Below are 25,925 nucleotides of genomic sequence, written 5' to 3'. Positions count from 1 at the left end.
CTTGTATAGTCATACTCTGCTGTCTATCTCAAGTTTCTTACCAAGTCCCGGACTAGTAGATATTCATTCCACTAAATATCTCGATCATCTCTTTACGCAGACTATCCGTTATAGCTAATCGCTGTTTCGGAGGGAGTTCGTATACATCTTGATTAAAGAGATAATTCTGTAGCTCAATCTCTTTGATCAACATCTTGGTATGAAAAATATTCGATTGATAGACATTCACATCAATGGCATCATAACGTTCCAACGTCTTGTCATCGATGTAATTCTGTATCGAAGTAATATCATGGTCAATGAAAAACTTTTTACCTTCAACATCACGTGTAAAACCACGAACCCGGTAATCAATGGTTATGATATCCGAGTCAAAGCTTGAAATCAGGTAATCTAAAGCATTTAGTGGTGATACTTCACCACACGTAGATACATCAATATCTACACGAAAAGTGGAAATTGCATTATCCGGATGATATTCAGGAAAGGTATGAACGGTAACATGACTCTTATCCAAATGTGCATGGACCATGTCGCGTTTCTCTGTTACATACTTACCTAAATTGCAGGATTCGTCGATACTTTCCGTTGCAAGGGAATCTTCAGCAATCAGAATATTCACACTTGCACCTTGTGGTTCATAATCCTGTTTTGAGATATTAAGAATATGAGCACCGATCATATCGGTTACATCGCATAATATCTTCGTTAATCGGTCCGAGTTATATTGCTCGTCAATATATCTAATATAATCTTTTTGCTCTCGCTCACTTTTTGCATAGCAAACATCATAGATGTTGAAGCTAAGTGTTTTTGTGAGGTTGTTAAAGCCATACAGTGTCAGCTTTTTTTCCAACCCTAACATCACAACCTTTCTTATATGATTTTGTAACAGGCGCACTTCTCCCGTTACGGCACTTCTCATGATTTCTGTATGTATATCTCACATGTATTCTTGTGTAAGTATATTTTTTTCCTTTTTAGCCAACTACATAAAACAAGCTGACTCTTAAGGTTGTCACGTCATAAGCAGCTTTCATTAGCTTACCATGTTTTTCATAAAAAAACAATTGTAGAAAAAAATCTATCGTTTTCTTGCATCTAGTTTATACAAGGCATCATACATCTCTGGTCTACGGTCTCGGAATACGCCCCAGCCAATTCGAAGGTCCCATATGGCATCCAAGTCAAATTCTGCAACCAAAACACATTCTGATTCACGATCAGCACTGGCAACCAATGCTCCTGTTTCATCTGCAATAAAGGAAGAACCATAGAACTTCATACTACTATCTCCTTCGGTTTCAACACCAATACGGTTAGAAGCAACCACTGGCATAATGTTTGCTGCCGCGTGTCCTTGCATGCACCTTCTCCAATGTTCCATACTGTCAACCGTCATAACAGGTTCTGAACCAATAGCAGTTGGATATAATAAGATCTCTGCTCCCATTAACGCCATACATCTCGCAGACTCTGGAAACCATTGATCCCAGCAGATTCCTACGCCAACTTTTCCATAAACAGTATCCCACACTTTAAACCCCGTATCTCCAGGAGAAAAATAGAATTTTTCCTCGTAACATTCCCCACAAGGAATATGGGTTTTTCGATAAGTTCCAAGTACCGTTCCATCTGCATCGATCATGGCAACTGTATTAAATGTTGTATTCCCCGCTGCTTCATAAAAGCTGACAGGAATTACAACATGAAGTTCTTTGGCGATCGCCTTGAAATGATTTACCGCAGGGTTTTCCTCAACCGAAGTTGCTAACCGATAATAGTCATATACTTCTTTCTGACAGAAGTAAGGCATCTCGAATAATTCCTGCAATAGAATAATATTTGCCCCTTGTCCTGCTGCTTCACGTACGAGTCGTTCCGCCTTCTGTAATGTCTCTTCTCTATTCCATGAACACGCCATCTGTGTGGCAGCTACTTTAACTTTTCTCATCCCTTGTCTTTCCTCCCACTAAATTAACCCAAATCGATTTCTCTTATACGGTTGTTCTTCCCGCAGGTACTTGTTGAGTAATACAATGAATATTGCCTCCACCAATTAAGATATTTCTGGTTGGTACTTGCAGAACCCTTCGTTCTGGAAACAAATTTACTAGAACTTCTCTTGCTACTTCATCCATCGGGTCCTCAAATCCCGGCATAACAACACAGGTATTCCCAATATAGAAGTTTACATAGGAGGCTGCTAAGCGTTCGCCTGCTTCTCTTGTTGGCTCGTCTTCACACCAAGCAATTCCTTCGCAATCCTCTTCCGTCATATGAATCGGTTTTGGTAATGGTAATTTATGAACCGTAATCTTCCTTCCCTTTGCATCCCGTTCGCGCTCTAGGATTTCAAGACAGCTGCTTGATAATGCATACTGCGGATCATTCGTATCCTCTGTCCAAGCTAAAACCACTTCTGCAGGCTTAACAAAGGCACATATATTATCAATATGTTCATTAGTTTCATCAAGGTATATTCCATTCTTCAACCAGATAACCTTTTCTACTGATAGATATGCCTTTAATTGTTCTTCAATTTCCTGCTTTGTCATGTCAGGATTTCGTCCCTTACTAAGCAGACAGGCTTCTGTAACCATTGCAGTTCCTTCCCCATCTACATGAATCGAGCCACCTTCTAATACAAAATGTCTCGCGTTATAGACATCTTTTTGTTCAAGATCGCAAATCTTTCTAGCTACCTTATTATCCTTATCCCAAGGAAAATATAATCCATCCTCTAGTCCACCCCAAGCATTAAAATACCAATCGATTCCCCGAAGTTCTTTCTTCTCATTTACAACAAATGTCGGTCCACAATCTCTTACCCAAGCATCGTCCGTGGACATCTCAACTACACGGATTTCCTCTGGAAGCATCCGGCGAGCTGTATCATATTCTTTTTCACTGACTAACATCGTTACTTGTTCCGAAGATTGAATCGCTTTTGCTACTTCCACGAATTCTTTCTTTGCAGCGATTCCACCAAATTGCCAGGAATCCGCTCGCTCTGGCCATATCATATAGCAACCTTGGTGTTGTTCATATTCAGCTGGCATGTGGAAGCCATCTTCTCTTGGTGTTGTTTTCAATATCCGCATATACGTGTACCCTTTCCTAGTTTTCTATAAAGTACCATAGAAGTAATCTTTCTGTCAATTCAGTTATTTCCCAAAACTCCGTAAATGCAGCCGTTCATAAAGTACATGCTTCTTAATTTAGCGAATCGATGTCGTACAATTTCCTAACCACTCCCTTATACTCTGCCCAATTACAATTTGACGTTGCTTTGGAACTATGCTAGGATACAATAGAAAAATATGAATTAGGAGACTCCAAATGAAAATAATCAAACAACTTTGTCTGATCTTTGGGATGTGTCTCGTGGGTGTTGCAATCTCCTCTGTACTCCCTTTTACCTTCCCTTCCAGTCTGATCAGCATGTTATTACTTCTGTTATTGTTAATAACCAAATGTATCAAACCCGCATCAATTAAGGAAACCTCGGAATTTTTGTTAAGCTCTATGGCATTTTTCTTTGTCCCTTCTGGAGTTGCAATCATTGAACAATACTCTTTTTTAAAAGGTAAAATTGCCGTGTTAATCCTAATCTGTATCGTGACTACTATACTTACCTTTCTCACTACAACTTTTACCGTCACAATGATCATAAAATATATGAATAAAGGAGCCAAATCAAATGAACTCGATCCTAAATAGTCCTTTTTTCGGTTTAACACTAAGCTTTGGTGTCTATTGGTTATGTAAGAAGATAAACGAAAAGACCAATCTTGCTTTGCTTAACCCCTTACTTTGGACCACAATCATCATTATCGCTGTGTTAGCAATTTTTCGCATCCCATTGGAATCCTATAATCTGGGTGGTGATTTTATCACCATGTTTCTTGCACCTGCTACCACTGTCTTGGCATACTCGATCTATCGGCAAATTACCGTTCTAAAAAAGAATTTTATACCAATAGCTGCTGGTTGCCTCGTGGGAAGCGTTACTTCTATGGGTAGCACCTATCTCTTATGCAAGGCATTTGATTTGGAATCCACCATTACCGCTTCCATGATTCCAAAATCCGTTACAACCCCAATTGCAATGGAAGTAAGTAGCAGTCTTTCAGGTATACCGTCCATTACGGTAGCCGCTGTTGTTGTCACAGGAATCTTTGGTTCCATGGCTTGCCCAATTTTGATCAAACTTTTTCGTGTAAAAAGTAAGATTGCTGCTGGTGTAGGAATTGGTACCTGTAGCCATGCCGCTGGAACTTCAAAGGCAATTGAAATCGGCGAAGTGGAAGGTGCAATGAGTGGAATTGCCATAGGTGTCGCTGGAATTATGACAGTTCTGCTATCTCTATTTTTATAACAGTTCTATTATTTCTAAAAATGGATTTCATTACAGTACAAGTCAATCCAACAACCCCATATGTTTTGCTGCCAAATTCCAGTACTTTGGTGGAATGTGGTTCCAATCTGCATTCCCCAATTCTTGTTTAGCAAGGTCATATGCCTTTTTAACACAAGTCGGCGCATAATTCACCCCATCCTCGATGGAATGGAGGATACAACACATCCACAGATATGCTTTCTCCTTCATTTCACTTGCTTCAAATTCTTCTCGCAATCTCTTAAAATCATAGGGTAAGGTCACCCCCTTCATTTTCCACATTCCCTCTTCCCAACTCAAAACCGCCATATGGGCGCTTTTTTTACATCCAATGGGAACACCTACAGAACCCGGATTAATCAACTGTTTCCCCTCATATTCATATTGGAACTGTTTATGCGTATGCCCACATAACATATACGATGCAGGTATTTCTTTTAGGAGCTTATTGGTATTCTCGGCTTTCTCATATAAAAGTTCCCTTGTATTAACCAATGATCCATGTGCAAGAATAATGTCCTTTGTCCCTTCCAGTTTCACTCTTCCTTTATTGGATAGTGATTGAAACCACTTTAAATCTTCCGATCTAAGATTTTCATAAGTGTAGAGAAGATTACCTGTATTCGCTTGGTAGACCCAACCATCCGCATATCCTTGTGCATGACGGATAAAATACTCCTCCCGATTCCCCCGAATACACCATGTTTCGTAATTTTTACGAATCTGCGTAAGCAGATTCATAGTGGTTTGGGGGTTGGGGCAATCACTTACATAATCCCCCAAAAAAATAATCTTATTAATTCCCTCTTTTTCTATATAATGCAAACAGGCCTCTAATGCAAAGTGATTGCTATGTATATCACTTAATACGGCTACTCTCATTTTTTCCTCCCTTCGTTTGTTCCTCGGAGTAAAAACATTCTTTCTATTCCATTTGATTCGTTTGTCAAAAAGTACATTGACGCCCCTTTGACTCTTATACCATTATTATAAACAAATTTTTCTTCGTGCGCAAATCCGTCAATTTCATTCAATTCCCTATATTATAAACTACAAAATAAATAATAGCTCGTTACGGAAATCTTAATACTTTTTTCATCTTTCTATGGATTGCACCCCTACCCATCTTATGCTATAATCACGTATGTCATTAGTTAATTGGACATAACTGTTGTTATTCATTATCCATAGAAAGGCGGCATATTTTGAACACATCAAAGCATAATAAGCCTAACCATGTTTCCCCTAAGGGGAATTCGATTATAAACTTTTTTAAGAAGTATAAACATGCTTGGACACTCGTTTATCTATTTGTTTATTTTCCTTGGTTCTTTTATTTAGAAAAAACCATTACTACTAATTATACGTCCATTCATATACGTTTGGATGATCTGATTCCTTTTAATGAACTATTTATTATTCCATATTATTTGTGGTTTATGTATGTGGCAGTAGTCATTGCATTTCTTTTATTTACATCAAAAGAAGAATATTATCGATGCTGTGCTTTTCTTTTTATTGGTATGACAATCTGCTTGACCATCTATACCATATGGCCAAATGGACAGGATCTGCGCCCTACCACATTTGCTAGGGATAATTTCCTTGTAGACATTGCAAAGAAATTATATGCATCTGATACATCAACAAATGTCTGTCCAAGTATTCATGTATTTAATTCCATTGGAATTCATATTGCCGTTATGCATTCCTCACGATTAAAGAATAATCACTTGGTTCGTCGTACTTCCTGCGTATTATGTATCTTAATCTGTTTATCAACGGTCTTCCTAAAACAACACTCTGCGTTTGATGGAATTGCCGCAATGATCTTAAGTGTATTCATGTACCTACTTGTATATGTACCGAATTATACAAAGTTATTTAACAAAAAACAGTCATTATGTGAGACGCATAATGAAGTATAGAAATTCATTCTTACCAAACTATATTATCGCGGCAGTCGCCAAGGTTTCAAGTAAACTTGGACTTTGGCTCGTTGCTCGCGTAAAACAATAAGACCTAGGTCAATATATTGACCTAGGTCTTATTGTTGAAGTTTATTTTTTATCTTCATCAACCAAATCCAATAACTTTTTGAGAGATCCGATAACCCATACGTATAATAGCATGTCCCATATGTCCTGGTAGATGCATGCTATGACCTAGCACACTATGTCGTATCTTACGATACATCTTAGGGTTTTCTTTTCTAAGATAATTCCACAATTTTTTCTTCTCATGTAAACTTTCTTTCGTTCCAATCTTAACTAAGTATACAGAACAAACCATCATCATAACCGACAAATACTTGAGCATATAATTTCGTAATTTCTTACTAGATATCGAAAATACGTCGGTAGACTCAATCATCAGTTTGGTTACTCTGATCTGTTGGTCGATTCTACTCATAATCACTTTCTCATTCACTGATTGATCCTCTCGACCAATAAAATACCGATAGAAGTTCTCATCCATATAATACATCGTCTTCACATATGGCAATGGCTGATATACGAATATATTATCCACATAAAATGTATGTTTTGGTAATTGTAGTTTACAATCTCTTAATAATTGCGTCCGATAAAATACGGAATGCATCAGGATATTTTGACTCTGTTTAAAGTGTTTCAAATCATCCCATGTAAATAGCTGGTCAACGGGCATAGCCCCTTTGTAATCAATTACCTTCTGTTTATTCAGGTTTACTTTCTCATATACATAATTTGCAATTAACAGATCTAACGATACCTTATCTGATACCATTTTACGCAATAGAGCAAGGACCCGCTTTAGTGAGTCTTCATTAACCCAGTCATCACTGTCTACCACCTTAAAGTACATACCTGTTGCATTCTTTAATCCCGTATTCACAGCTTGTCCATGTCCACCATTTTCTTGGTGTACTGCTTTCACAATTGTTGGATACTTCTTCTGGTATGCATCAGCAATCTCTCCTGTCTTATCCTTAGAGCCGTCATTTACTATGATAATCTCCATCTCTTCTCCACCGGATAGTAACGTCTCAACAGCTCTGCCCAGGTATTCTTGTGAATTATAACTTGGTATTGCCACCGATAATAATTTCATAATGCCTCCCAAACAACTAACAAGGACAAATTCACTAATGTCCTTTGTCCTTTTATCTTTTCCCCATGTATCTGATTTAAAATACATCTTTTTATATAGTAAACTGGATTATTCCAGTAATATTCGTTTTTTACTTTCCAAACATTGTTAATGTATATAATCAAATTTGCTATCTATAGTATTCCCAATCCGATCTTCATTATCCATTCAAAATATCTGACTGATTACAACTTTCTAAGAAACACTCCTTAGGATCCAATACCGCTAAGGAGTGTTGATTAAAACGATTTACTGCATTTTAATGTAAATATACATAATAAATAATGTAACAAGCATATCTAATCCTAAAATCAAGAAAGACGTAAAGACACGTTTGTTTTCATCTTGAACTTTTCCATTATTTAATGCTGTATGTACATATAAATAACCTGCAATTCCTCCAAGTGAAACGACCGCAAGTGTCAAGTATAAATTAAATAAAGAAGTTACAATTCCTACAGCGATAAATGGTAATGTAGGTGCTACTTTAACTGCTGCAAGACAAACTGCTTCCTTAAACGTCATATTAACTTTAGCAAATTGCTTTTCAACAATCATGGAAATTCCAGCAAATGTAGCTGCAAATAGTATAATAAAGATTAATGTAGTAAATGCTGTTTTCGCGTAAGGAATCTTAACTGCATCTGACATGAGGTAAGAGAACCCACCAAACAACGACATAATAGCTGAATATGCCTTTCTAAGTAATAGACAAGAAAAGATCATCGATAAAACAGCTTGCACACCGACTAAAATCAAAGCGTTGGTGAAGTTTTTCTCATCAACAAAACTCTTTACATTATCTGCTGGTGCTTTCCACATATCTAACAACATCTTCCAAACATTCTTTGCATACTTTCCGGCAACTGCAGCTGCCTGTGAGGCTTGTTGACTGAATTGGCTTGGTGCTCCCTGACTTTGCATTGGTTGGCCTTGCATTGGTTGACCCTGCATTGTTGGTTGCTGCTCCCCTTGTGTTGTCTGTCCATAGGTATATCCAGGCTGAACAGGCTGTTGAACTGACCCCTGCTGTGCGTTATTTGTTTGCGCTTCATTGACTACAGATGTAGTTGTTTGTTCTTGTTCACTCCCCAGAGAACATGAGCATACTTCTCCATCTTGTAAAGGCTTTCCGCACTTACCACAAAACTTTGCCATACTAAATTCCTCTCTCTCTTTGAAAAATATTAATCAAGTGCAACCACTTTTGGAAATTATTATGATTGCACTATCATCACATCAACTATACCATACATTATGAATACTTTTCAATTCCTTCTTTGCTTACTCTTGCAAATATTAGAGGTTCAATAAGAGGTTTATCCTCTGCAATGGTATATGCCTCTAGTAACAATTTCTCTGCATCTGCAAACATTTTCTCTTCTGCGGCATATAAGGTAGCAAGAACTTCCCCTTTTTTCACATATGCACCAATCTTTTTCTGTAAGATGATTCCTGCAGAATAATCAATGGTACTTTCCTTTGTAGCACGTCCTGCACCAAGTTCTACAGATGCAATACCACATTGTTCTGTGTTCATATGTGTAATATATCCTTCACGATCTGCAATAACATCATGCTGTAAAGGCGCTTTTGCAAACAATTCGGTATTCTTTATTACTGCAGAGTCTCCACCTTGTGCTTCTACCATTTCTATTAACTTTCCTAGTGCTTTTCCAGATGCAACTGCTTCTTCCGCCATCTTTCTACAGCTATCCACATCTCCTTTTCCTGCAAGATGCAACATATTCGCAGCAAGACTTAAACATACACTTGTAAAATCCTCTGGCCCATGCCCTTGTAGGGTATGTACAGCCTCAATAACTTCAAGAGAATTACCAATTGCATTTCCAAGTGGAATATCCATGTCTGTGATTAATGCAACTGTTTTTCTACCTTCATGTTCCCCTATTGCAACCATTTTTTGTGCCAATAGAATAGAATCATCTAATGTTTTCATGAATGCACCACTACCTGTTTTTACATCAAGTAGAATACAATCGCTTCCTGCTGCTAACTTCTTACTCATGATTGAGGATGCAATTAGTGGAATACTGCCTACTGTGGCTGTTACATCCCGTAAAGCATATAATTTCTTATCCGCTGGTGCCATGTTACCAGATTGACCGATCACACTTAAACCTGTCTTGTTCACAATATCAAAGAATTTTTCTCTTGGAAGGGACGTCTGCATTCCTGGAATAGATTCCATCTTATCAATGGTACCACCAGTATGTCCAAGACCTCTACCAGACATTTTCGCTACTTTACCACCACAGGCTGCAACAATAGGTGCTATTACAAGCGTTGTCTTATCACCAACACCACCTGTACTGTGCTTGTCCACCTTAACACCATTGATTGCTGATAGGTCTACCATATCTCCTGAGTGTGCCATTGCACCAGTCATTACTGCCATCTCATGGTCTGTCATTCCCTTAAAGCAGATTGCCATAAGCATTGCTGACATCTGATAATCCGGAATCTCTTCTTTTACATAGCCATCTATCATAAATTGGATTTCTTCATCCGTTAGAATTTCTCCCTCTTTTTTCTTCGTAATCAAATCTACCATTCTCATACAACTCATCTCCATTTCGTCTTCTTGTATCATAGATTTCATTTTAAACAATGCAAAATCAGAGTGCCAAAAGATAATTTGCCACTCTGATTACTACGTATTATCATCTCTTAGCCTTCTAGTAAATCTCCAGGTCCAAATCCAAGTGGTAATAACTCTTCTAATGTAAATTCTTTATACGTATCCTCTGATTCAGCTAATATAATCTTGAATGTTTTTGGATCACAAAACTCCATCATAACCTGTCTACACACACCGCAAGGAGCTGTCATTCCTTCTACTTTTCTATTCTTTCCTGCAACAATCACAATTTTTTCAAATCCACGTACACCTTCACTAATTGCTTTAAAGAAAGCTGTACGTTCTGCACAATTCGTAGGTGTGTATCCCGCATTTTCAATATTGCAACCCGTGTAGATCTCGCCATCTTTTGTTACAAGAACAGCAGATACATTAAAGTTTGAATAAGGTGCATAAGAATATTTCAAACCATCGATTGCTTTTCTAATTAATTCTTTATTATCCATATGGCAATCCTCCTATTTTGCTTTTCGATCCAACTTCCTTTGTTACTCCAACTCTTTACAAACCGCATCTGTGAACTTACATACCAACAAACAGATTTTTATGGAGTTACTCTTTATATAGAAGTGAGGGTATTACAGAAAGATTCCTTTCTAAATACCCCCATTTTCAAACACGTATCTTAATATCCTGTAGCAGTTTCGTTCTTTGCTAATTTAACAATACGGCTTGTTCCTAATCTTGAAGCTCCAAGCTCAATGAATTTTTCGGCGTCTGCAAAAGAAGATATACCTCCAGCAGCTTTCATCTTAATACCCTCACCAATATTCTTTGAGAACAGTTCAATATCAGCAAATGTAGCACCAGCAGTTGAGAATCCAGTTGATGTTTTGATATAATCTGCACCTGCATCTGTAACAACCTTGCACATTTTAACCTTTTCTTCATCTGTCAGCACACATGTTTCGATGATTACTTTTAGAATCTTATCTTTACATACTGCCTTTAACGTTTTAATTTCTTCTTCAATCAAATCGAATCTTTGATCTTTCACCCAGCCAAGATTGATAACCATATCAATCTCATCTGCTCCATTTTCAATTGCATCTTTCGTTTCAAATGCTTTCACTGCAGTTGTGTTGTAACCATTTGGAAATCCGATAACTGTACATACTGCCATTTGGTCTTTCACATATTCTTTTGCTTGCTTAACATAAGATGGAGGAATACACACACTTGCTGTTTGATAGTGAATTGCATCATCACAAATTGTCTTAATATCTGACCATGTAGATGTGATACCTAATAATGTATGATCAACTTTTTCAAAAATATTCTTTTTATCCATATCTAATCGATCCTCTCTCGTCTATAATGCCTCCGAAATGACGACTGCATAGTCTCTTTTGCTTCTGTTCCAATTACTCTGCTGTCTCTAATGCAATTTCCATCATCTCACGGAAACTTGTCTGCCTTTCTTCTGCTGGTAAAGATTCTCCTGTAAATACATGATCAGATACCGTTAGAATACATAAAGCTTTCTTGTTTGCTCTTGCTGCGATCATATATAATGCTGCCGCTTCCATCTCAACAGCAGCTACATTCATCTTCTTCCATAATTCATTTGTCTTATCATAATCATTGTAGAAGTGATCTGATGATAAGATATTGCCTACAACTACTTTAATGTTTTTTGCTTCTGCTGTATCTACTGCTTTACGTAATAAAGAGTAATCAGCGATTGGAGCGAATGTTCCTGGTAACTTATATTGCTCTGCATAATTAGAATCCGTAGAAGCACCCATACCAATAATTACATCACGTACTTTAATATCATCACCGATTCCGCCGGCAGAACCAATACGGATAATGCTTTCTACATCATAAAAATTGTATAGCTCGTAAGAATAGATACCGATGGATGGCATACCCATACCTCCACCCATTACAGAAACTCTCTTTCCTTTGTAAGTTCCCGTATATCCAAACATATTACGTACTGTATTAAAACATGTTACATCTTCTAAGAAATTCTCTGCAATATATTTTGCTCTTAATGGATCGCCTGGCATTAGGACCGTCTTTGCTATGTCTCCAGGTTTTGCTGCATTATGTGGTGTTGCCATAATTCTACCTCCTACTATCTAAATTTGTTTGCTGAAAATCATAATAAATCTCGTCATTCTTTGCCACATTCGTAACAAATAGACTGAATTTTAGTATACTACATTTTCCCTGTATTATCAATGAAACTGAAGTGTTTTTTCATTGTAGCTTATAAATTTTATATGATTTTCTAATAAATGGTTATATAATGAAACAATTGATTATTTTACTGTATCTCGTCTAGTAGAGATGTTCCAGCTACCTTTGATTCCACTCCCAAATATGCAAGAACCGTAGCTGCAATATCTGCAAAGGAATCTCTTGTTCCCAAATTTGTGTTTTTCTTGATCTTATCACCATAGATTACTAATGGTGTGTATTCTCGAGAATGATCCGTAGAAGGTGTAATAGGGTCACAGCCATGATCTGCTGTGATCATTAATATATCATCTTCTCTTAATCCTGCTAACAAATCAGGTAATTTCTCATCAAAATACGTAAGTGCTTTCGCATAACCTTCTGCATCATTTCTATGACCATACAACATGTCAAAATCAACAAGATTGGTAAAGCATAAACCATTAAAATCTTTCTTCATGTATTCAAGCGTACGTTCAATTCCCTCTGCATTGTTAGCGGTACGTACCATTTCTGTAATTCCTTTTCCAGCAAAGATATCATTGATCTTACCAACTGCCAAAACATCAAGACCTGCTTCTTTTAATTGATCTAGCATTGTTGTTTTTGGTGGTACAAGAGAATAATCATGACGTCTTGAAGTACGTTTAAATGGTGCTTCTCCTTCGAAAGGTCTAGCAATAACACGGCCTACTCCAAACTCGTCCTTGCAGATTTCTCTTGCAATCTCACAATACTCATACAATTGTTCAATTGGAACGATTGCTTCATGTGCTGCAATCTGGAACACACTATCTGCAGATGTGTAGACAATCAATGCTCCTGTCTTCATATGTTCTTCTCCATAATCACGAATAACATCTGTACCGGAATATGGTTTGTTGCAGATCACTTTTCTACCAGTACGTTGTTCAAACTGATCTAACAATTCTTTTGGAAATCCATTCGGAAATGTTGGTAATGGTTTTTCAGAAATAATACCTGCTATCTCCCAATGTCCAATTGTTGTATCCTTTCCCTTTGAAGTCTCTGTCATACGTCCATATGCGCCAATTGGTGTAACTTCTTCCTTCGCCCAGTCTTCCTCTGGACGAGCGATTTCAACTCCATCAATATTGAAAAAACCAAGTTTTTTCATATTAGGCATACGAAAATAAGGACTAGTAGAAGCAGCTTTTACTGTATTGCTTCCTTCATCTCCATAATTTGCTGCATCTGGCATTTCACCAATACCAAAACTATCTAACACGATTAAAAATACACGTTTCATACCATCACCCATGTATCCAACAATTGAATACACTTTTCCTTTCTCTTAAATGTAATTATTATTTTAGGTTTTCAGGATTCAAACATTCTAATTCTTTTACAACAAAACGTCCATCTTTTCGAATCAACACATCATCAAAATAGATTTCACCACCACCACATGCAGGTGTTTGAATACAGACAAGATCCCAGTGAATGGACGATTGGTTTCCATTTGGTGCATCATCATAGCAGTTACCAGGTGTAAAATGGAAGGATCCCATGATCTTCTCATCAAATAACGTATCCTTCATCGGTGTAATAACATATGGATTCACTCCAATGGCAAATTCACCAACATAACGAGCGCCTTCATCCGTATCAAATACTTTGTTTAACCGCTCCGTGTCATTGGCCGTTGCCTTAATGATTTTTCCATCTTTGAATGTCAATTGAATATTCTCAAAGGTAAATCCTTGATATACCGCAGGTGTATTATATTGTAATGTACCATTAATGGAATCCTTTACAGGTGCAGTAAATACTTCTCCATCCGGTATATTACATTCCCCTGCACATGGAATTGCTGGGATATCTTTAATGGAGAATGTAAGATCTGTTCCTGGTCCAACTATATGCACTCGGTCTGTACGATTCATATAATCCACCAGGTACTTCATTGCTCGATCCATCTTTGAATAATCCAGATTACAAACATCAAAATAGAAATCTTCAAACTTCTCTGTACTCATATTCGCTAGTTGTGCCATTGAACTATTTGGATAACGTAGAACAACCCAACGGGTCTTTGGTACTCGTATCTCATGATGAACCGGAGTCATATAGAGGCTAGAATAGAGTTTCATCTTCTCTGCAGGAACATCAGAATTCTCCGTGATATTATCACTTCCTCTCACACCCACATAGCAATCCATCTTTGCCATCTCTTCTGCATCAACCTTCGCCATGATCTTAAGCTGTTCTTCCGTACAATTTAATAGCATTTCCCTCTCCACAACAGGATCACTATAGTGTGGAAATGGATTACCACCTACTGCATACACTTCTTTGACCAATTGCTTTGCTAACATCTGCGTAGAAGGACCTACATAATGAATATAAACATTATCTCCTTTTTTTACTTTCATTGAATAATTAACCAGATTTTTTGCTAATACTTTAATTCTCTCATCTACCATTGTTCTTCTTCCTTTCCTGGGAATACCTGTGTAATCCCTTATAATTCTCCTGCTGCCTTTTCCTGATGTAAAATAAACAATATATATAAATGCAGTTTACTCAACATAACTAATGAATATATTTCCTGCTTCCTCAAACATCTTTGAACTGTCTTTGTAACCTTCTTTCCATGTTCTCCCTAGTTCTGGATCAACCATAGTTACATTAAATTCATCATACTCTGTCAGTAATACCGCCTGTCCATTATTCTTAATAGCGATTACCGCTCTTCCTTCGCTTATATAGTAAAGGACTTCTTCAAGTGTACAACCCGTCAGATTGACCGGTTCTTTCTTCATATACTGTGTTAGTATATCCATAATGGAACGCTTTTTATCCCCTAATTGACTCTCTGTCACATTAACTCCAGCATTTGCTAATAACATCTTAGCACAAGCTTTCTTACTGTTCAACTTCGCACTGGAATACACTGGTGTTATACCACTTAGACTTGCTCTTGTGCTCTTCTTTCCACGTTCCCAAATAACTTTAAAATTTTGATTGATAACAGATCCCATTTTCTCATCTGCCAATACAACTGCTTCCCCTGCATTATCATATACATTCAATACTTCACCTAACGCATAGACATAATAGCGCTCCTGGTTACTTCGATCCAGATCAATTCGAAGAGTACGATCATCTTTGATCACTGTATTAACTGTTCCTTTCACATCTGGCTTCTTCGTAAGTTCAATGGAATCCGGAATACTAAGATATAATTCTGTAAGCATCTTATCCGTAACACGTGTCGTTACTTCAATCTTTTTCCTTGTTTCTTCTGCCCTGTTTAGAATATAATCGGATTCAGTAGCTTTATATCCCGTATCACTAGCTGCCGACTTTTTCACCCGCTTTAACTCGATCACATTATCTGTTACCAGGGCAGCTACCGTATAATAATTCTTTACGGAATAGCTCTTTAATTCCTGCTTCTGTTTATCAATGATGGATACTTTATAAGCTGGTGCTAGTATACTTCCATCGGTATCCGTTGCTAGGTTTTTGTCCTTTACATAACCATAGATCAGATTTTCATCAATTTTTCCAAAGATTCGTAGACTCTGTCCTTTTTTTGCTGTGATTTTGCTCTCTACTCCTGTTTCTAGGTCTAATAACGTAATGTTTGTTGCTTCTCCCAATTGGCTTGAATCTGCCCATGCAATATAGGACTCTTTCTGAGATACCATTAAATTTTCCTGATTGGCTTCCTCTACAATTGTTGTTAACTCTTTGGTAATCATATTATAGGAGAAAATTCTATTTTCTAACGAGAAGTAGAATACACTGGAATGATTAACATAACTAAACCCTTCCAAATCTTCCTTCATTACCTCATATGGCAAGGTCATTGGAATATATACCTGTTCCTCTACCCGATTATCCACAGACGTATAACGGTATAAGATCACTGCTGTCCGTCCTTCATACTCTCCACGATTCATATAACCATATACAACAAAATCAATATTACCATCTGCATCGATATTTAAAATCTTAATATCATGGTGATCATAACAATCTCTTATAAAATCCGAGTTGTCCTGTTGGAAAGAAAATACTCTAACCATTGAATTTGCAATCATATCGTAATACCATAAAGTCTTATTTCGAACAAATCCAAGTTTTGTCTCAGCGTCATCTGTCAGATAAGACAATTCATATTCATTGGAAACACCTAACTTCAATTCTCCCTTTTTAACACTGATGTAATCGGGATTAAATATTGCCTCTGCTTTTCTCTCATAATAGAGCAAATACATTCTGGCAGGTGTATACTTCACACGGAAAAATTCTGATATTGTGTATTCCTCGATTCCTGTATCTGTTTCCACTTCTACCTTATACTGAAGGACAAAGGAAGCCGTATCCCTGTTCATCTCCGTAATCCTAGTCAATACATCTGTAGTAATGGTAGGTTTCAATTTTCCCCACATAACCATGTCATAACTTGAATGAATATTAACATATGCATACGTTGTGTTATCCATCGTAGCGTTGGTTTCAAGATAAGAACCAATCTTTGCATCTTTGTCTTTTTTTATGATTGCCTCATGAATGGACATAGCAAAATCATATTTCTCATTCAGATGCGCATCCGTAATTTTCTTTACTCTTGTGTAAAAATAAATCTTCTTGCCTGTGGAAGTTACTCCTGTAATCTTCATTGCATACTCAGCGTTATCCTGCAATGACTCTTTTATCTTAATCTTTGCTGTCTTGGCGCCTTCCTTCTGAGTGAGTGCACTTATAGAACCTCCCTCTATCAACTTATATTCGCCACAATCCCTTATCTCGTAATTTATTTTTTTAACATTAGTCTTCTTTTGGTCAATATAGATATTAACTGCCTGATCTGTATCTAATAAAGTAATTGTTTCCCGTAACATATTAGCATCAATGTTGGTACTATACCCATGCAACGGATTCATAAGTCCTTTCTCTGTTTCAATATACATGACCGGAAATGTGGTAGTCGCCATTGTAGTCGTTTTACTACTTTCCACTGCTTCTTCCTTAATATTATTCCCCATAAAAAATATGGAAACCACAAACACGATCACTAATACAATGCTTCGATATATGTGCTTTAACATACGATTCCTTCCATCTCTTTATATTATTCATAAACTCTAGCTCTTAACTTTAATATTTAAAATACCTCTGTCTTACTCTACTTAATCAAATGATCTTTTTTACAAAGAGTATAGAATGTTGGTTCAACATGAAGATATTCCTTGCATCTCATATATTCTTCCAACAATTGTGCCCGGTTTTTCACCGTTCCCTCTTTCACCGCCCGAATTAGTATATTCTTTGGTGTATGTTCCATATCGATAAATTCAAGAATCTGTGTACGATACCCTAAAATCTCTAATAAAGATGCACGGAGAGAATCGGTTACCAATGCGGCAGTACGCTCCTTGATCAATCCATATTTCAGAACTGGCTCTAGATCCGGACAAGCAATTTGTTTATTTACCTCATGTTGACAACATGGTACGGATAGGATGACCTTTGCTCCCCAAGTAACGGCCTTGTGTAGGGCATAATCTGTAGCTGTATCACAAGCATGAAGCGTTACTACCATATCCACAATACTTGTCCCTTCATATGTGGCAATATCTCCATGAAGGAACTCTAATTTATCATAACCATATCGTTTTGCCAACTTATTGCAGTGCTCAATCACATCATGCTTTAAATCTAATCCAATTACATGGATTGGATATCCTTTTACCTCATGTAGATAGTAGTATAATGCAAATGTTAAATAGGATTTGCCACAACCAAAGTCTATGATTGTCAGTTCTTCTTTCTGTTTTAACACCGCTTCCAAACTTGGAATAACGTCTTCAATGAATTCTACATAACGATTAATCTGTTTGAATTTATCATATTTGGCATGAATAATCTTTCCTTCTGCAGTCATAACCCCAAGATCCACAAGAAATGGTACTACCGTTCCCTCCTGTAGCAGATACTGTTTGGTACGATTATGGGTAAGGTTCTGCTTGACTCCTAAAACCTTCTGTTGTTTTTTCTTAATGGTTACTTTGCCTTTTTTACTGATCAGTATCATATACTGCTGTTCTTTTGTTCGAATCTCTGCCTGGCGAAAATGTTCTGAGAACCAATCCTGTGCCTTTTCTAATATAATTTCTCTCGTATCATTACTATGAAATACTTGTTTGCCATCGAATTCTTCTACTTGAAATAACAATTTATTCTGCAATAAAATTGGGCGAACCTTAATCTTAATGATTCCTTCCCTTTTTATTGGATTACTGATAATAATATCGTACAAATCTATTGTTAATGCCTCTTCCAAAACAGAGGTGATCTTGCTATCCATTTGTTTTGTTTCTCCTTTCAATGCAATCGCATCTTACTACTACCCATTTTACCTAGTTTGTAAGCTTTCTACAACTAGGTAATTCTTAAAATACTCTTATTTTTTTATTGCTCGAAACAATTCTCTCTCCTTATAGGAAATTACTGTTCTTGTACATTATTATCACATAGATTCAATCAAATAACAAGTAACGGGACTACTGCACTCTATATTAATTATAGTAATTACAGCAATCCCGTACTTAATAACTAACTAGTTAGGGTCAACAGCATTTCATAAAAGGTATCTTAGTCAACCTACGAATGATTAACCTAGCCTTATACTAGTACCGAAAACGACGATATCGATATCTCCTCCGACGATTTAGCATCTCCTGGTATAACATACTCTGAATCATCTGATACAGCCAATTTGGTCTTCCATCCTCATAACAATCTACGCAACGATTATATGGACAATATCTTCTGTCACAATACTGATTTATCATTACCTCCTTTTGATCTTGTTCTACTTCCCTAAGCTCTTTCACATTTTCATAGATACGAAGTGCAATTCGATTCATATTCGTACGATCTGGATATTCATCAAACATACAACTTCCACAGTATTCTAATTTGTCGCACTCATCCTCCACATAGCGAAGTACTTTTCTTGCAGCTTGTGGGTATAAACTCTTCATGTATACCGTGTCGTCGTCCGTCCGCTCTTCTTCTTGATTCACTCGATCTGGCATGTAATAACCTGACATATCATCTATATATCTGGAATAGTTAGGTGCTTGGTATCGATATGGTACCCTATCGTCTTCTGACATATAATCGTTCATTTGATATCCCATGTCGTTGTTCATTGGGTTTCTCATGCCATCATTCATTCGATCTCTCATTTGGTCTCTCATGCCATCATTCATTCGATCTCTCATTTGGTCTCTCATTCCATCATTCATATCTCCTGGCATGTTGTCATTCATTCGATTTCTCATTCCGTCGTTCATTTGGTCATTCATATCATCTGACATACTGTCATTCATTCGATCTCTCATTCCGTCGTTCATTCGGTCATTCATTTCATCTGACATACTGTCATTCATTCGATCTCTCATTCCGTCGTTCATTCGGTCATTCATTTCATCTGACATACTGTCATTCATTCGATCTCTCATTCCGTTGTTCATTCGGTCGTTCATATCTCCTGGCATATTGTCATTCATTCGATCTCTCATTCCGTTGTTCATTCGGTCGTTCATATCTCCTGGCATATTGTCATTCATTCGATCTCTCATTCCATCATTCATGTCACCTGGCATGTTGTCGTCCATTCGGTCGTTCATTTCTCTATTCTCTGGCTGGCGTGGTTCCATATAATTTTCTTCTTGCTCCTGCCACTGATTACCTTCTTCTTGCATGTTGTCATTTCTATTTGTATTTCTTCTACTCCTACTATTCCGACTCATAGGGTTACGGTTATCCTCTTCTTCATTTCTCTCCGTGTTCATCCCTTTTTCTACTGTAGTCTCTTCATTCCTCGTTGTATTGCTCTTAATCATATCTCTATACATATCTTCATAACTTAAGTAATTATTTGTTAAGAAATCAACAAAATCATTGGCTGTGGCTTTGCAATTACCTATATTGCTACTCATGACTACGCTCCTCAATCCTATATCATTACTAATATATGAGTGAAATAATGATTTGTGCTATAAGGTATTCGCATTCTCTGCACTTAGAAAGCTAATTTGAATATCCAACACCTGATTTTCTATACTCGCTTTTGCGCTTCCTCCCATTTGTGTGACAAGCAGCTTAACAATCGCCAAACCAAGTCCCGTAGTCTGTCTCGCACGGTTTCCCACATAAAATCGTTCAAATAATTGCTCTGGTACAATCTCTTCCCCTTTGATTATAGGGTTTTTAACATGCATTGTCACTTGATCTTTTTCTCTAGAATAACATATTGCAATGTACTCTACTGCATGCACAATACAATTTCGAATAAGATTTTCTACAATCCGTTTTGTCATTCCAAGATCGCCTTTGATATATATGGGCTGCTCTTCTAATCTGGTATCTAGTTTCTTCTCCTCTAACGCAGGTATGACTGCTGCAATTCCTTCCATCACCAGATTTGTCAGGTTGATTCGTTTCTTTTCAATCACAGGATTGGAATCCATCAGATACGCATATTCAAAGAACTGTTCTACTCGATCCCCTAACTCCATCGTGTGTTTTTGAGCAATGGACAACTTTTCTCTTTGTTCTGCTGTTAAGTCACTCTTTTCTAGTAATTGAAGATATCCTTTTACCGCCGTTAATGGTGTACGAAGATCATGGGATATATTCGCAATCAAATCTTTAAAATCCCGTTCTTCATGGATGACCTTAAGGCGGAGGGTTTCCTCCGCCTTAAGACATATATTCACATTCTCCGCCAATTGGTTCAATTCCTTATCATACAGTTCAAGACTAACTACTTGATTTGTTCCCTTTTGTATTCTCTTCTGAAGTAGTCTGTTCATGTTGCGAAGCTGACGTCGCATAATAATAATATAGCAAAACAGACACACAAGAACTACCGTTAATAGTATGATCATATTAATACCTCATCATCTTAATATTTCAACTCCACTACTACAAACAATCCAGCTATTTTAAATAATTTCCTTAGTAACAACCTTGTTACTTTACTTCTGACTTTCTAAACAGCAAATAAGCAATCCCACTCATAATAACAATAAAGACTACACTGATAAAAATTGTTTTTATGTATTCTCCTCCGCTTTGTTCCAAAGTTATTACTTGATGGGTATATGGAGTCATATCAATAAGATCACATAATCCATCAATCTTCTCCATGCCTGCTACCGCAGCGTCTACAACAAATCCGAATACTACTCCTATTGCGGTAACTAAAACAGGTTTTCTTACTGCAAATGCCACTGGTATACAGATGCTTAATCTACCTGCATATAAAATTATTGTAGTGAACAAAAGCCCAATGGTTTTTAATATGGTAGCACTATCTTTTTGATAGTTACCAGTACTGGCTAACAAATTGGTATAAGAAGAAAATCCAAATAGTTCTGAAAAACTTCCTCCACTTAAGAAACCAATAAACGCAACCAATACATAAGGTAATACTAAGATACAAACAACCAAGAGAAAACTAATGGTCTTACTAAGCACGATTGCACTTCTTCCGCAACTAATTGCATCATGGATGTCTTTGCTTTCAAAATCACCACAAATCAAAATACCTACCATTAGTGGTACAATTACCGACATTAGGAAAATGTCGGATAACCCTGATACCGTGTTTGCAGCAATATCAATTTCTCCCTCCATAACACCATGAGAAACAAATGCTAACAAAACTGCACAGATGGTTACAACCAATAAACAACCTTTTAATGCCTTTGATTTTTTTAATCGAAATAAATCCGCATGTAGTAAATTAATCATTGTTCTTTCCTCCAATCACAGGTAGATAATAATTTTCTAAGGTATCTCCTTCCACTGCAAATTTGGTTGGTATGATTCCACTATCCACAATGGTCTTCATGACATACTTTCGATCTTCTAAAAATCCATCTAAATGTACGCTACCATCCTGCAAAACCCTATAATCTGTTGTTTGCAATTTTGTCTCGAAAACTTGCACTAACTTTTCTACTTCATCACACTCGATAACAAGATGATGGCTACACTTTTTTTCAAGTTCTGGTAAAGTCAGTGTTTGACAAACACGTCCCTTATCAATAATAATATAGTCTGTTGCCGTTTGGTACAGTTCAGGCAAATTGTGACTGGAGATCAATATCGTAATATTTCTTTCTTCACAGATTCGTTTTATTAAGTTTCGAATCTCTACAACACCTACAGGATCCAGTCCATTCACTGGCTCATCAAGAATTAATAATTCCGGATTCCCGATCATAGCAATTGCAATTCCAAGTCTTTGACGCATTCCTAAAGAAAAATCTTTTACCTTTTTATTCTTTGTGTCGCCTAACCCAACCATTTGTAACAATTCATCCTCAATGGTTTTGTTGGGTATTCCACGAATGATGCGATGAAGTTTCATATTTTCCTTTGCGGTCATATTTCCATCTAATGCTGGATATTCAATTAATGAACCAACTCGTTTTCTTTCTCTGCGAAGTCCTGCTTCCTTATTCTCACCAAATAACTCAATGGAACCTTGCGTTGGATAACTTAGACCTGTGATCAATCGCATAAGGGTTGTCTTACCTGCCCCATTTTTTCCAATTAATCCATAGATCTTTCCCTGCTTTAATTGAATGCGTACTTGATTAAGTGCTGTAAAATTCTTAAATTGCTTTGTTACATCATTTATACGTAAGATATACTCTTCCATCATCATCTCTCCTTTGCTTACTCCTTTTACTATCTCTATCTTACTTGACAAAGGTTAAGTAAAGGTTAAGATTTTTCATAGGAACGATAAGAAAACATAAAATCTACTGTTTTAAACGGTAACCAATTCCACGAACCGTCTCTATGTACTCTTGTTCCCCATCATAATGGGCAATTTTACTTCTAAGATTACTCAAGTGGGTTTTCACCGTATTATCATCTCCATAATACTCTTCTCCCCATATCGTTTCATAGATGCTTGCTTTCGTAAATACTTTATTCGGGTATTCCATCATAATCTCTAATATGGAATACTCTTTTGCCGTCAAATCAACTTCCTGTTCATTCAGCCATACCCGCTTACTCGTTGCATCTAACACCAGATTCTTGTGTTCATACTTCTTGTTTTGCTTCTGCTTTCTCTCCTGTCTACGAAGGTTGGATTCCACTCTTGCTAACACTTCATCTAAATCAAAAGGTTTCGTAATGTAATCGTCCGCTCCCATTCGAAGAAGATCAACTTTTGTTCCCACCATATCTTTTGCCGATATAATAATCACAATGGCATCCGAGAAGGTCCGCAGCTCCTTTAGAATCTGGTCCCCACTTTTATAAGGGAGCATAAGATCCAAAAGAACCAGCGCATATTCTTTCTTGTGTAGCATCTTCATACCATCTATGCCTGTATAGGCAGATTCCGCCTCATATCCCGCTTCCACCAATGTCTCCCGCAGAAGGTCATTCACATCCTTGTTATCTTCAATTACTAAAATCATTGTTAACCCCCTGTCTTTTGTTTCTATCTTTTTTGTTTCTATCTTTTTTGTTTCTATCTTTTTATTCCTATTCCTGTTTCGTTCCTATCTCTTTCGTTGCTTTCCATATCGGAATATGTTTAGAATGCTTTGTAAACGGTGCAAAATTCCGTAATCCTTCTTATCTATTGCCTATCTATGTACGTTCTCAGCTTCAACAATCATAAGCCTTACATTTAGTATAAAATGTCACCAGAAGGATGTAAAGAACAGGCTTGCTATATTTCAACAAAAAACGCGCTCTCACTCTGTACGAAGTTGTCGGTATTTATATCAAATGATCCAACACACTTCAGCAAAGCGAGGGCGCTTGTAAACCCAAATCAATTAATAATCCTGATTTAGAATAGGCGTTGCTACATATAATTTTGTTGTATTCTTCTTTTCATTATAGGTAAATGCAAGATTTACATTAATTTTACTTCCCTGCGATTTAATATAATCATCAATCAACCCCGTATAGGCATAAATCGTGTAAAGCTCGTCTCCACGCTGCTCCAATACAATACTGGCTTGCAGGTTACGTAGGAACTGGTCTGTTACTTGATTCCGTTCCTCCATTGATAACTTACCATCATATCTACCCGTAAAAGTGACTTGACTTTCTACATCTCTGGCCTCTAAACCTTCTGCACTCTTTTCAGCCTTTTTCTTATAAGTCAATATACTATTCACGTCTTCTTTTATTGTAAGGTCTACGATCAAATATCTTCGCACCATCTTCACACCATCTTTTTCCTCTTCCTGATTACGAATCAGTTTAATGATGGTTGTAGCAGCATCTGATACACACTTCGTATACAGTACCTCTTGCTCTTCCCCTTTTGTAATTTTACAGTCTTCATCAATTCCAATCTTAGATGCCATGTACTGGATAAGATTTTTCTCGTCTTCTTCCTTCATATAATCGGTTCCTAAGTCTGCAACCATATATAGATTACTATCCATAATCGCCGAATTCGTCTTCGTAAATGCATCCACAAGCTTACTATCATCTGTAAAATACCGATTTACACCAATTTGAGAAATGACAGCAATCCACAGGACGATGCTAACATATGCAATTGTTTTTACTTTTCTATTTTGTTGTTTTAAAAATCTGATCGTCTTTTGTAGGAAAGAAACTTCTTCTTTTTCCTTCATGATCATTCTCCTATCTTGTCACCATGTATTTAACGGAATCCCTACCATACGCAACCATCTTTTATTATCATTACAATGTGTCAATTCCGTCTGTTTCTTTATGTTACTGTTTATAGTATTACCAGTATTTGTCACGGTAAACATGTAGGTGAATGTTCAAATTTTATTACAGTATAAGTTTTTTATTCCAATAGATTTTTATTTCAATAACTCTAGACGCCTTAATTTTCTATTCTTTCATTTTGCTCATTACATTTTTAGCAAATTCTTTTACTTTTTTCTCTGTTTCCTCTTTTTGTAAAGCTGCATTGGTTAAACTCAATGTATCTATAATATGGGAATATCTCTCCTTCATATAATCAAAGAAACGACTTGCATCTCCTCCTGCACTGCTAGCAAACAAAGCTATTGTCTTTTCTGAGAGGTCATGATCCCGCAGAAATGTATTCAACGGCGGTGTTATACGGCTATTCCAGATTGGTGTACCAATCAAGATTAGATCATACTGGTTGCAGTCGCAGTCATATGGTTTTAGTTTTGGTTTTTCTCCAAAGGTTGCTGCTTTTCCTCCAAATATGAACTTACTTATTTTCCCTGTTGGGTACGCTTTTTGTGGAACAAGTTCTAATAAGTCTCCCTGTACCTCTTTTGCAAGCTCCTGTGCTGCAAACTTGGTGTTACCTTCCATTGAATAATAAACAACTAATGTTTTCATTTTTCGTACCTCCAATGTTTATCTGGTAGTGTCAAATTTTACTACCTTTTTTATTGTATAAACCTCGATTTTATGGGAGTTTGCAATAAAAAGAGCAATGACCTCCCTTTTTGAAGTATAATGTAGTCACCACAACAAACAAAATACGAA

General features: G+C 36.9%; 24 protein-coding genes. 3 read left to right on the top strand and 21 right to left on the bottom strand.

Translation table 11 applies throughout. From position 1 onward, the window contains the following. Positions 1-52: 52 nt before the first annotated feature. From speD to aguA, 3 genes are all read right to left on the bottom strand, one after another. Entirely contained in the window at positions 53-856 is an 804-nt protein-coding gene (gene speD / locus HBB17_RS12070; RefSeq protein WP_334297184.1) for an adenosylmethionine decarboxylase, read from the bottom strand. A 228-nt stretch (positions 857-1,084) separates the two neighbouring features. Further along, complete coding sequence (aguB, locus tag HBB17_RS12065) at positions 1,085-1,954, bottom strand: N-carbamoylputrescine amidase (protein ID WP_167957753.1); 870 nt, start codon at positions 1,952-1,954, stop codon at positions 1,085-1,087. Between the two features lie 43 nt (positions 1,955-1,997). Beyond that, positions 1,998-3,104 (bottom strand): agmatine deiminase, encoded by a 1,107-nt coding sequence (gene aguA / locus HBB17_RS12060; RefSeq protein WP_167957752.1) that lies wholly within the window; start codon positions 3,102-3,104, stop codon positions 1,998-2,000. 238 nt (positions 3,105-3,342) lie between these two features. Between aguA and HBB17_RS12055 the strand changes: the two genes are divergently transcribed. Beyond that, positions 3,343-3,723, top strand: coding sequence for a CidA/LrgA family protein (locus HBB17_RS12055; protein WP_167957751.1), 381 nt, complete (start codon positions 3,343-3,345; stop codon positions 3,721-3,723). Beyond that, positions 3,704-4,381: an LrgB family protein gene (locus HBB17_RS12050; protein WP_167957750.1), complete on the top strand. Its 678-nt coding sequence runs from the start codon at positions 3,704-3,706 to the stop codon at positions 4,379-4,381. The genes HBB17_RS12055 and HBB17_RS12050 overlap by 20 nt, the downstream gene beginning before the upstream one ends. A gap of 42 nt (positions 4,382-4,423) precedes the next feature. On the opposite strand, the gene HBB17_RS12045 is transcribed toward HBB17_RS12050, so the two are convergent. Then, positions 4,424-5,284, bottom strand: a complete 861-nt coding sequence (locus HBB17_RS12045; RefSeq protein WP_167957749.1) for a metallophosphoesterase family protein — start codon at positions 5,282-5,284, stop codon at positions 4,424-4,426. A gap of 323 nt (positions 5,285-5,607) precedes the next feature. Here HBB17_RS12045 and HBB17_RS12040 point away from each other — a divergent pair, with 323 nt between their 5' ends. Next, positions 5,608-6,330: a phosphatase PAP2 family protein gene (locus tag HBB17_RS12040; RefSeq protein WP_330588220.1), complete on the top strand. Its 723-nt coding sequence runs from the start codon at positions 5,608-5,610 to the stop codon at positions 6,328-6,330. Between the two features lie 148 nt (positions 6,331-6,478). Here HBB17_RS12040 and HBB17_RS12035 read toward each other — a convergent pair whose 3' ends face one another. From HBB17_RS12035 to HBB17_RS11955, 17 genes are all read right to left on the bottom strand, one after another. Continuing rightward, complete coding sequence (locus tag HBB17_RS12035; protein ID WP_167957748.1) at positions 6,479-7,495, bottom strand: glycosyltransferase; 1,017 nt, start codon at positions 7,493-7,495, stop codon at positions 6,479-6,481. A 288-nt stretch (positions 7,496-7,783) separates the two neighbouring features. Next, entirely contained in the window at positions 7,784-8,692 is a 909-nt protein-coding gene (locus tag HBB17_RS12030; protein WP_167957747.1) for a hypothetical protein, read from the bottom strand. Positions 8,693-8,789: 97 nt separating this feature from the next. Beyond that, complete coding sequence (locus tag HBB17_RS12025; protein ID WP_167957746.1) at positions 8,790-10,115, bottom strand: pyrimidine-nucleoside phosphorylase; 1,326 nt, start codon at positions 10,113-10,115, stop codon at positions 8,790-8,792. 110 nt (positions 10,116-10,225) lie between these two features. Then, positions 10,226-10,642, bottom strand: a complete 417-nt coding sequence (gene cdd, locus HBB17_RS12020) for a cytidine deaminase (RefSeq protein ID WP_167957745.1) — start codon at positions 10,640-10,642, stop codon at positions 10,226-10,228. Positions 10,643-10,821: 179 nt separating this feature from the next. Continuing rightward, positions 10,822-11,487: a deoxyribose-phosphate aldolase gene (gene deoC / locus HBB17_RS12015; RefSeq protein ID WP_167957744.1), complete on the bottom strand. Its 666-nt coding sequence runs from the start codon at positions 11,485-11,487 to the stop codon at positions 10,822-10,824. 73 nt (positions 11,488-11,560) lie between these two features. Continuing rightward, complete coding sequence (deoD, locus tag HBB17_RS12010) at positions 11,561-12,265, bottom strand: purine-nucleoside phosphorylase (RefSeq protein ID WP_167957743.1); 705 nt, start codon at positions 12,263-12,265, stop codon at positions 11,561-11,563. A 206-nt stretch (positions 12,266-12,471) separates the two neighbouring features. Next, positions 12,472-13,653 carry a phosphopentomutase gene (locus HBB17_RS12005; RefSeq protein WP_167957780.1) on the bottom strand — a complete coding sequence of 394 codons (1,182 nt, stop codon included), beginning with the start codon at positions 13,651-13,653 and terminating at the stop codon, positions 12,472-12,474. Between the two features lie 58 nt (positions 13,654-13,711). Continuing rightward, entirely contained in the window at positions 13,712-14,830 is a 1,119-nt protein-coding gene (locus HBB17_RS12000; protein WP_167957742.1) for an aminopeptidase, read from the bottom strand. Positions 14,831-14,926: 96 nt separating this feature from the next. Further along, positions 14,927-17,467: a hypothetical protein gene (locus tag HBB17_RS11995; RefSeq protein WP_167957741.1), complete on the bottom strand. Its 2,541-nt coding sequence runs from the start codon at positions 17,465-17,467 to the stop codon at positions 14,927-14,929. Between the two features lie 77 nt (positions 17,468-17,544). After that, positions 17,545-18,726: a class I SAM-dependent methyltransferase gene (locus HBB17_RS11990; RefSeq protein WP_167957740.1), complete on the bottom strand. Its 1,182-nt coding sequence runs from the start codon at positions 18,724-18,726 to the stop codon at positions 17,545-17,547. Positions 18,727-19,048: 322 nt separating this feature from the next. Continuing rightward, the gene (locus tag HBB17_RS11985) at positions 19,049-20,368 is read right to left on the bottom strand and encodes a hypothetical protein (RefSeq protein WP_167957739.1); all 1,320 of its coding nucleotides are present in this window, start codon (positions 20,366-20,368) and stop codon (positions 19,049-19,051) included. Between the two features lie 57 nt (positions 20,369-20,425). Further along, positions 20,426-21,319, bottom strand: coding sequence for a sensor histidine kinase (locus HBB17_RS11980; RefSeq protein ID WP_167957738.1), 894 nt, complete (start codon positions 21,317-21,319; stop codon positions 20,426-20,428). An 85-nt stretch (positions 21,320-21,404) separates the two neighbouring features. Then, positions 21,405-22,187, bottom strand: a complete 783-nt coding sequence (locus HBB17_RS11975) for a hypothetical protein (RefSeq protein ID WP_167957737.1) — start codon at positions 22,185-22,187, stop codon at positions 21,405-21,407. Beyond that, entirely contained in the window at positions 22,180-23,109 is a 930-nt protein-coding gene (locus HBB17_RS11970; RefSeq protein WP_330588218.1) for an ABC transporter ATP-binding protein, read from the bottom strand. The genes HBB17_RS11975 and HBB17_RS11970 overlap by 8 nt, the downstream gene beginning before the upstream one ends. A gap of 97 nt (positions 23,110-23,206) precedes the next feature. After that, positions 23,207-23,878: a response regulator transcription factor gene (locus HBB17_RS11965; RefSeq protein ID WP_167957736.1), complete on the bottom strand. Its 672-nt coding sequence runs from the start codon at positions 23,876-23,878 to the stop codon at positions 23,207-23,209. A 366-nt stretch (positions 23,879-24,244) separates the two neighbouring features. Continuing rightward, positions 24,245-25,060, bottom strand: coding sequence for a YwmB family TATA-box binding protein (locus HBB17_RS11960; RefSeq protein ID WP_167957735.1), 816 nt, complete (start codon positions 25,058-25,060; stop codon positions 24,245-24,247). A gap of 229 nt (positions 25,061-25,289) precedes the next feature. Further along, entirely contained in the window at positions 25,290-25,775 is a 486-nt protein-coding gene (locus HBB17_RS11955) for a flavodoxin family protein (RefSeq protein WP_167957734.1), read from the bottom strand. Positions 25,776-25,925 lie beyond the last annotated feature (150 nt).

The organism is Anaerosporobacter faecicola (assembly GCF_012070565.1).
GTDB classification, from domain to species: Bacteria; Bacillota; Clostridia; order Lachnospirales; family Lachnospiraceae; genus Anaerosporobacter; species Anaerosporobacter faecicola.
Note: the sequence above shows the minus strand (reverse complement) of the source record. Positions and strands in the feature narration are given on the sequence as shown.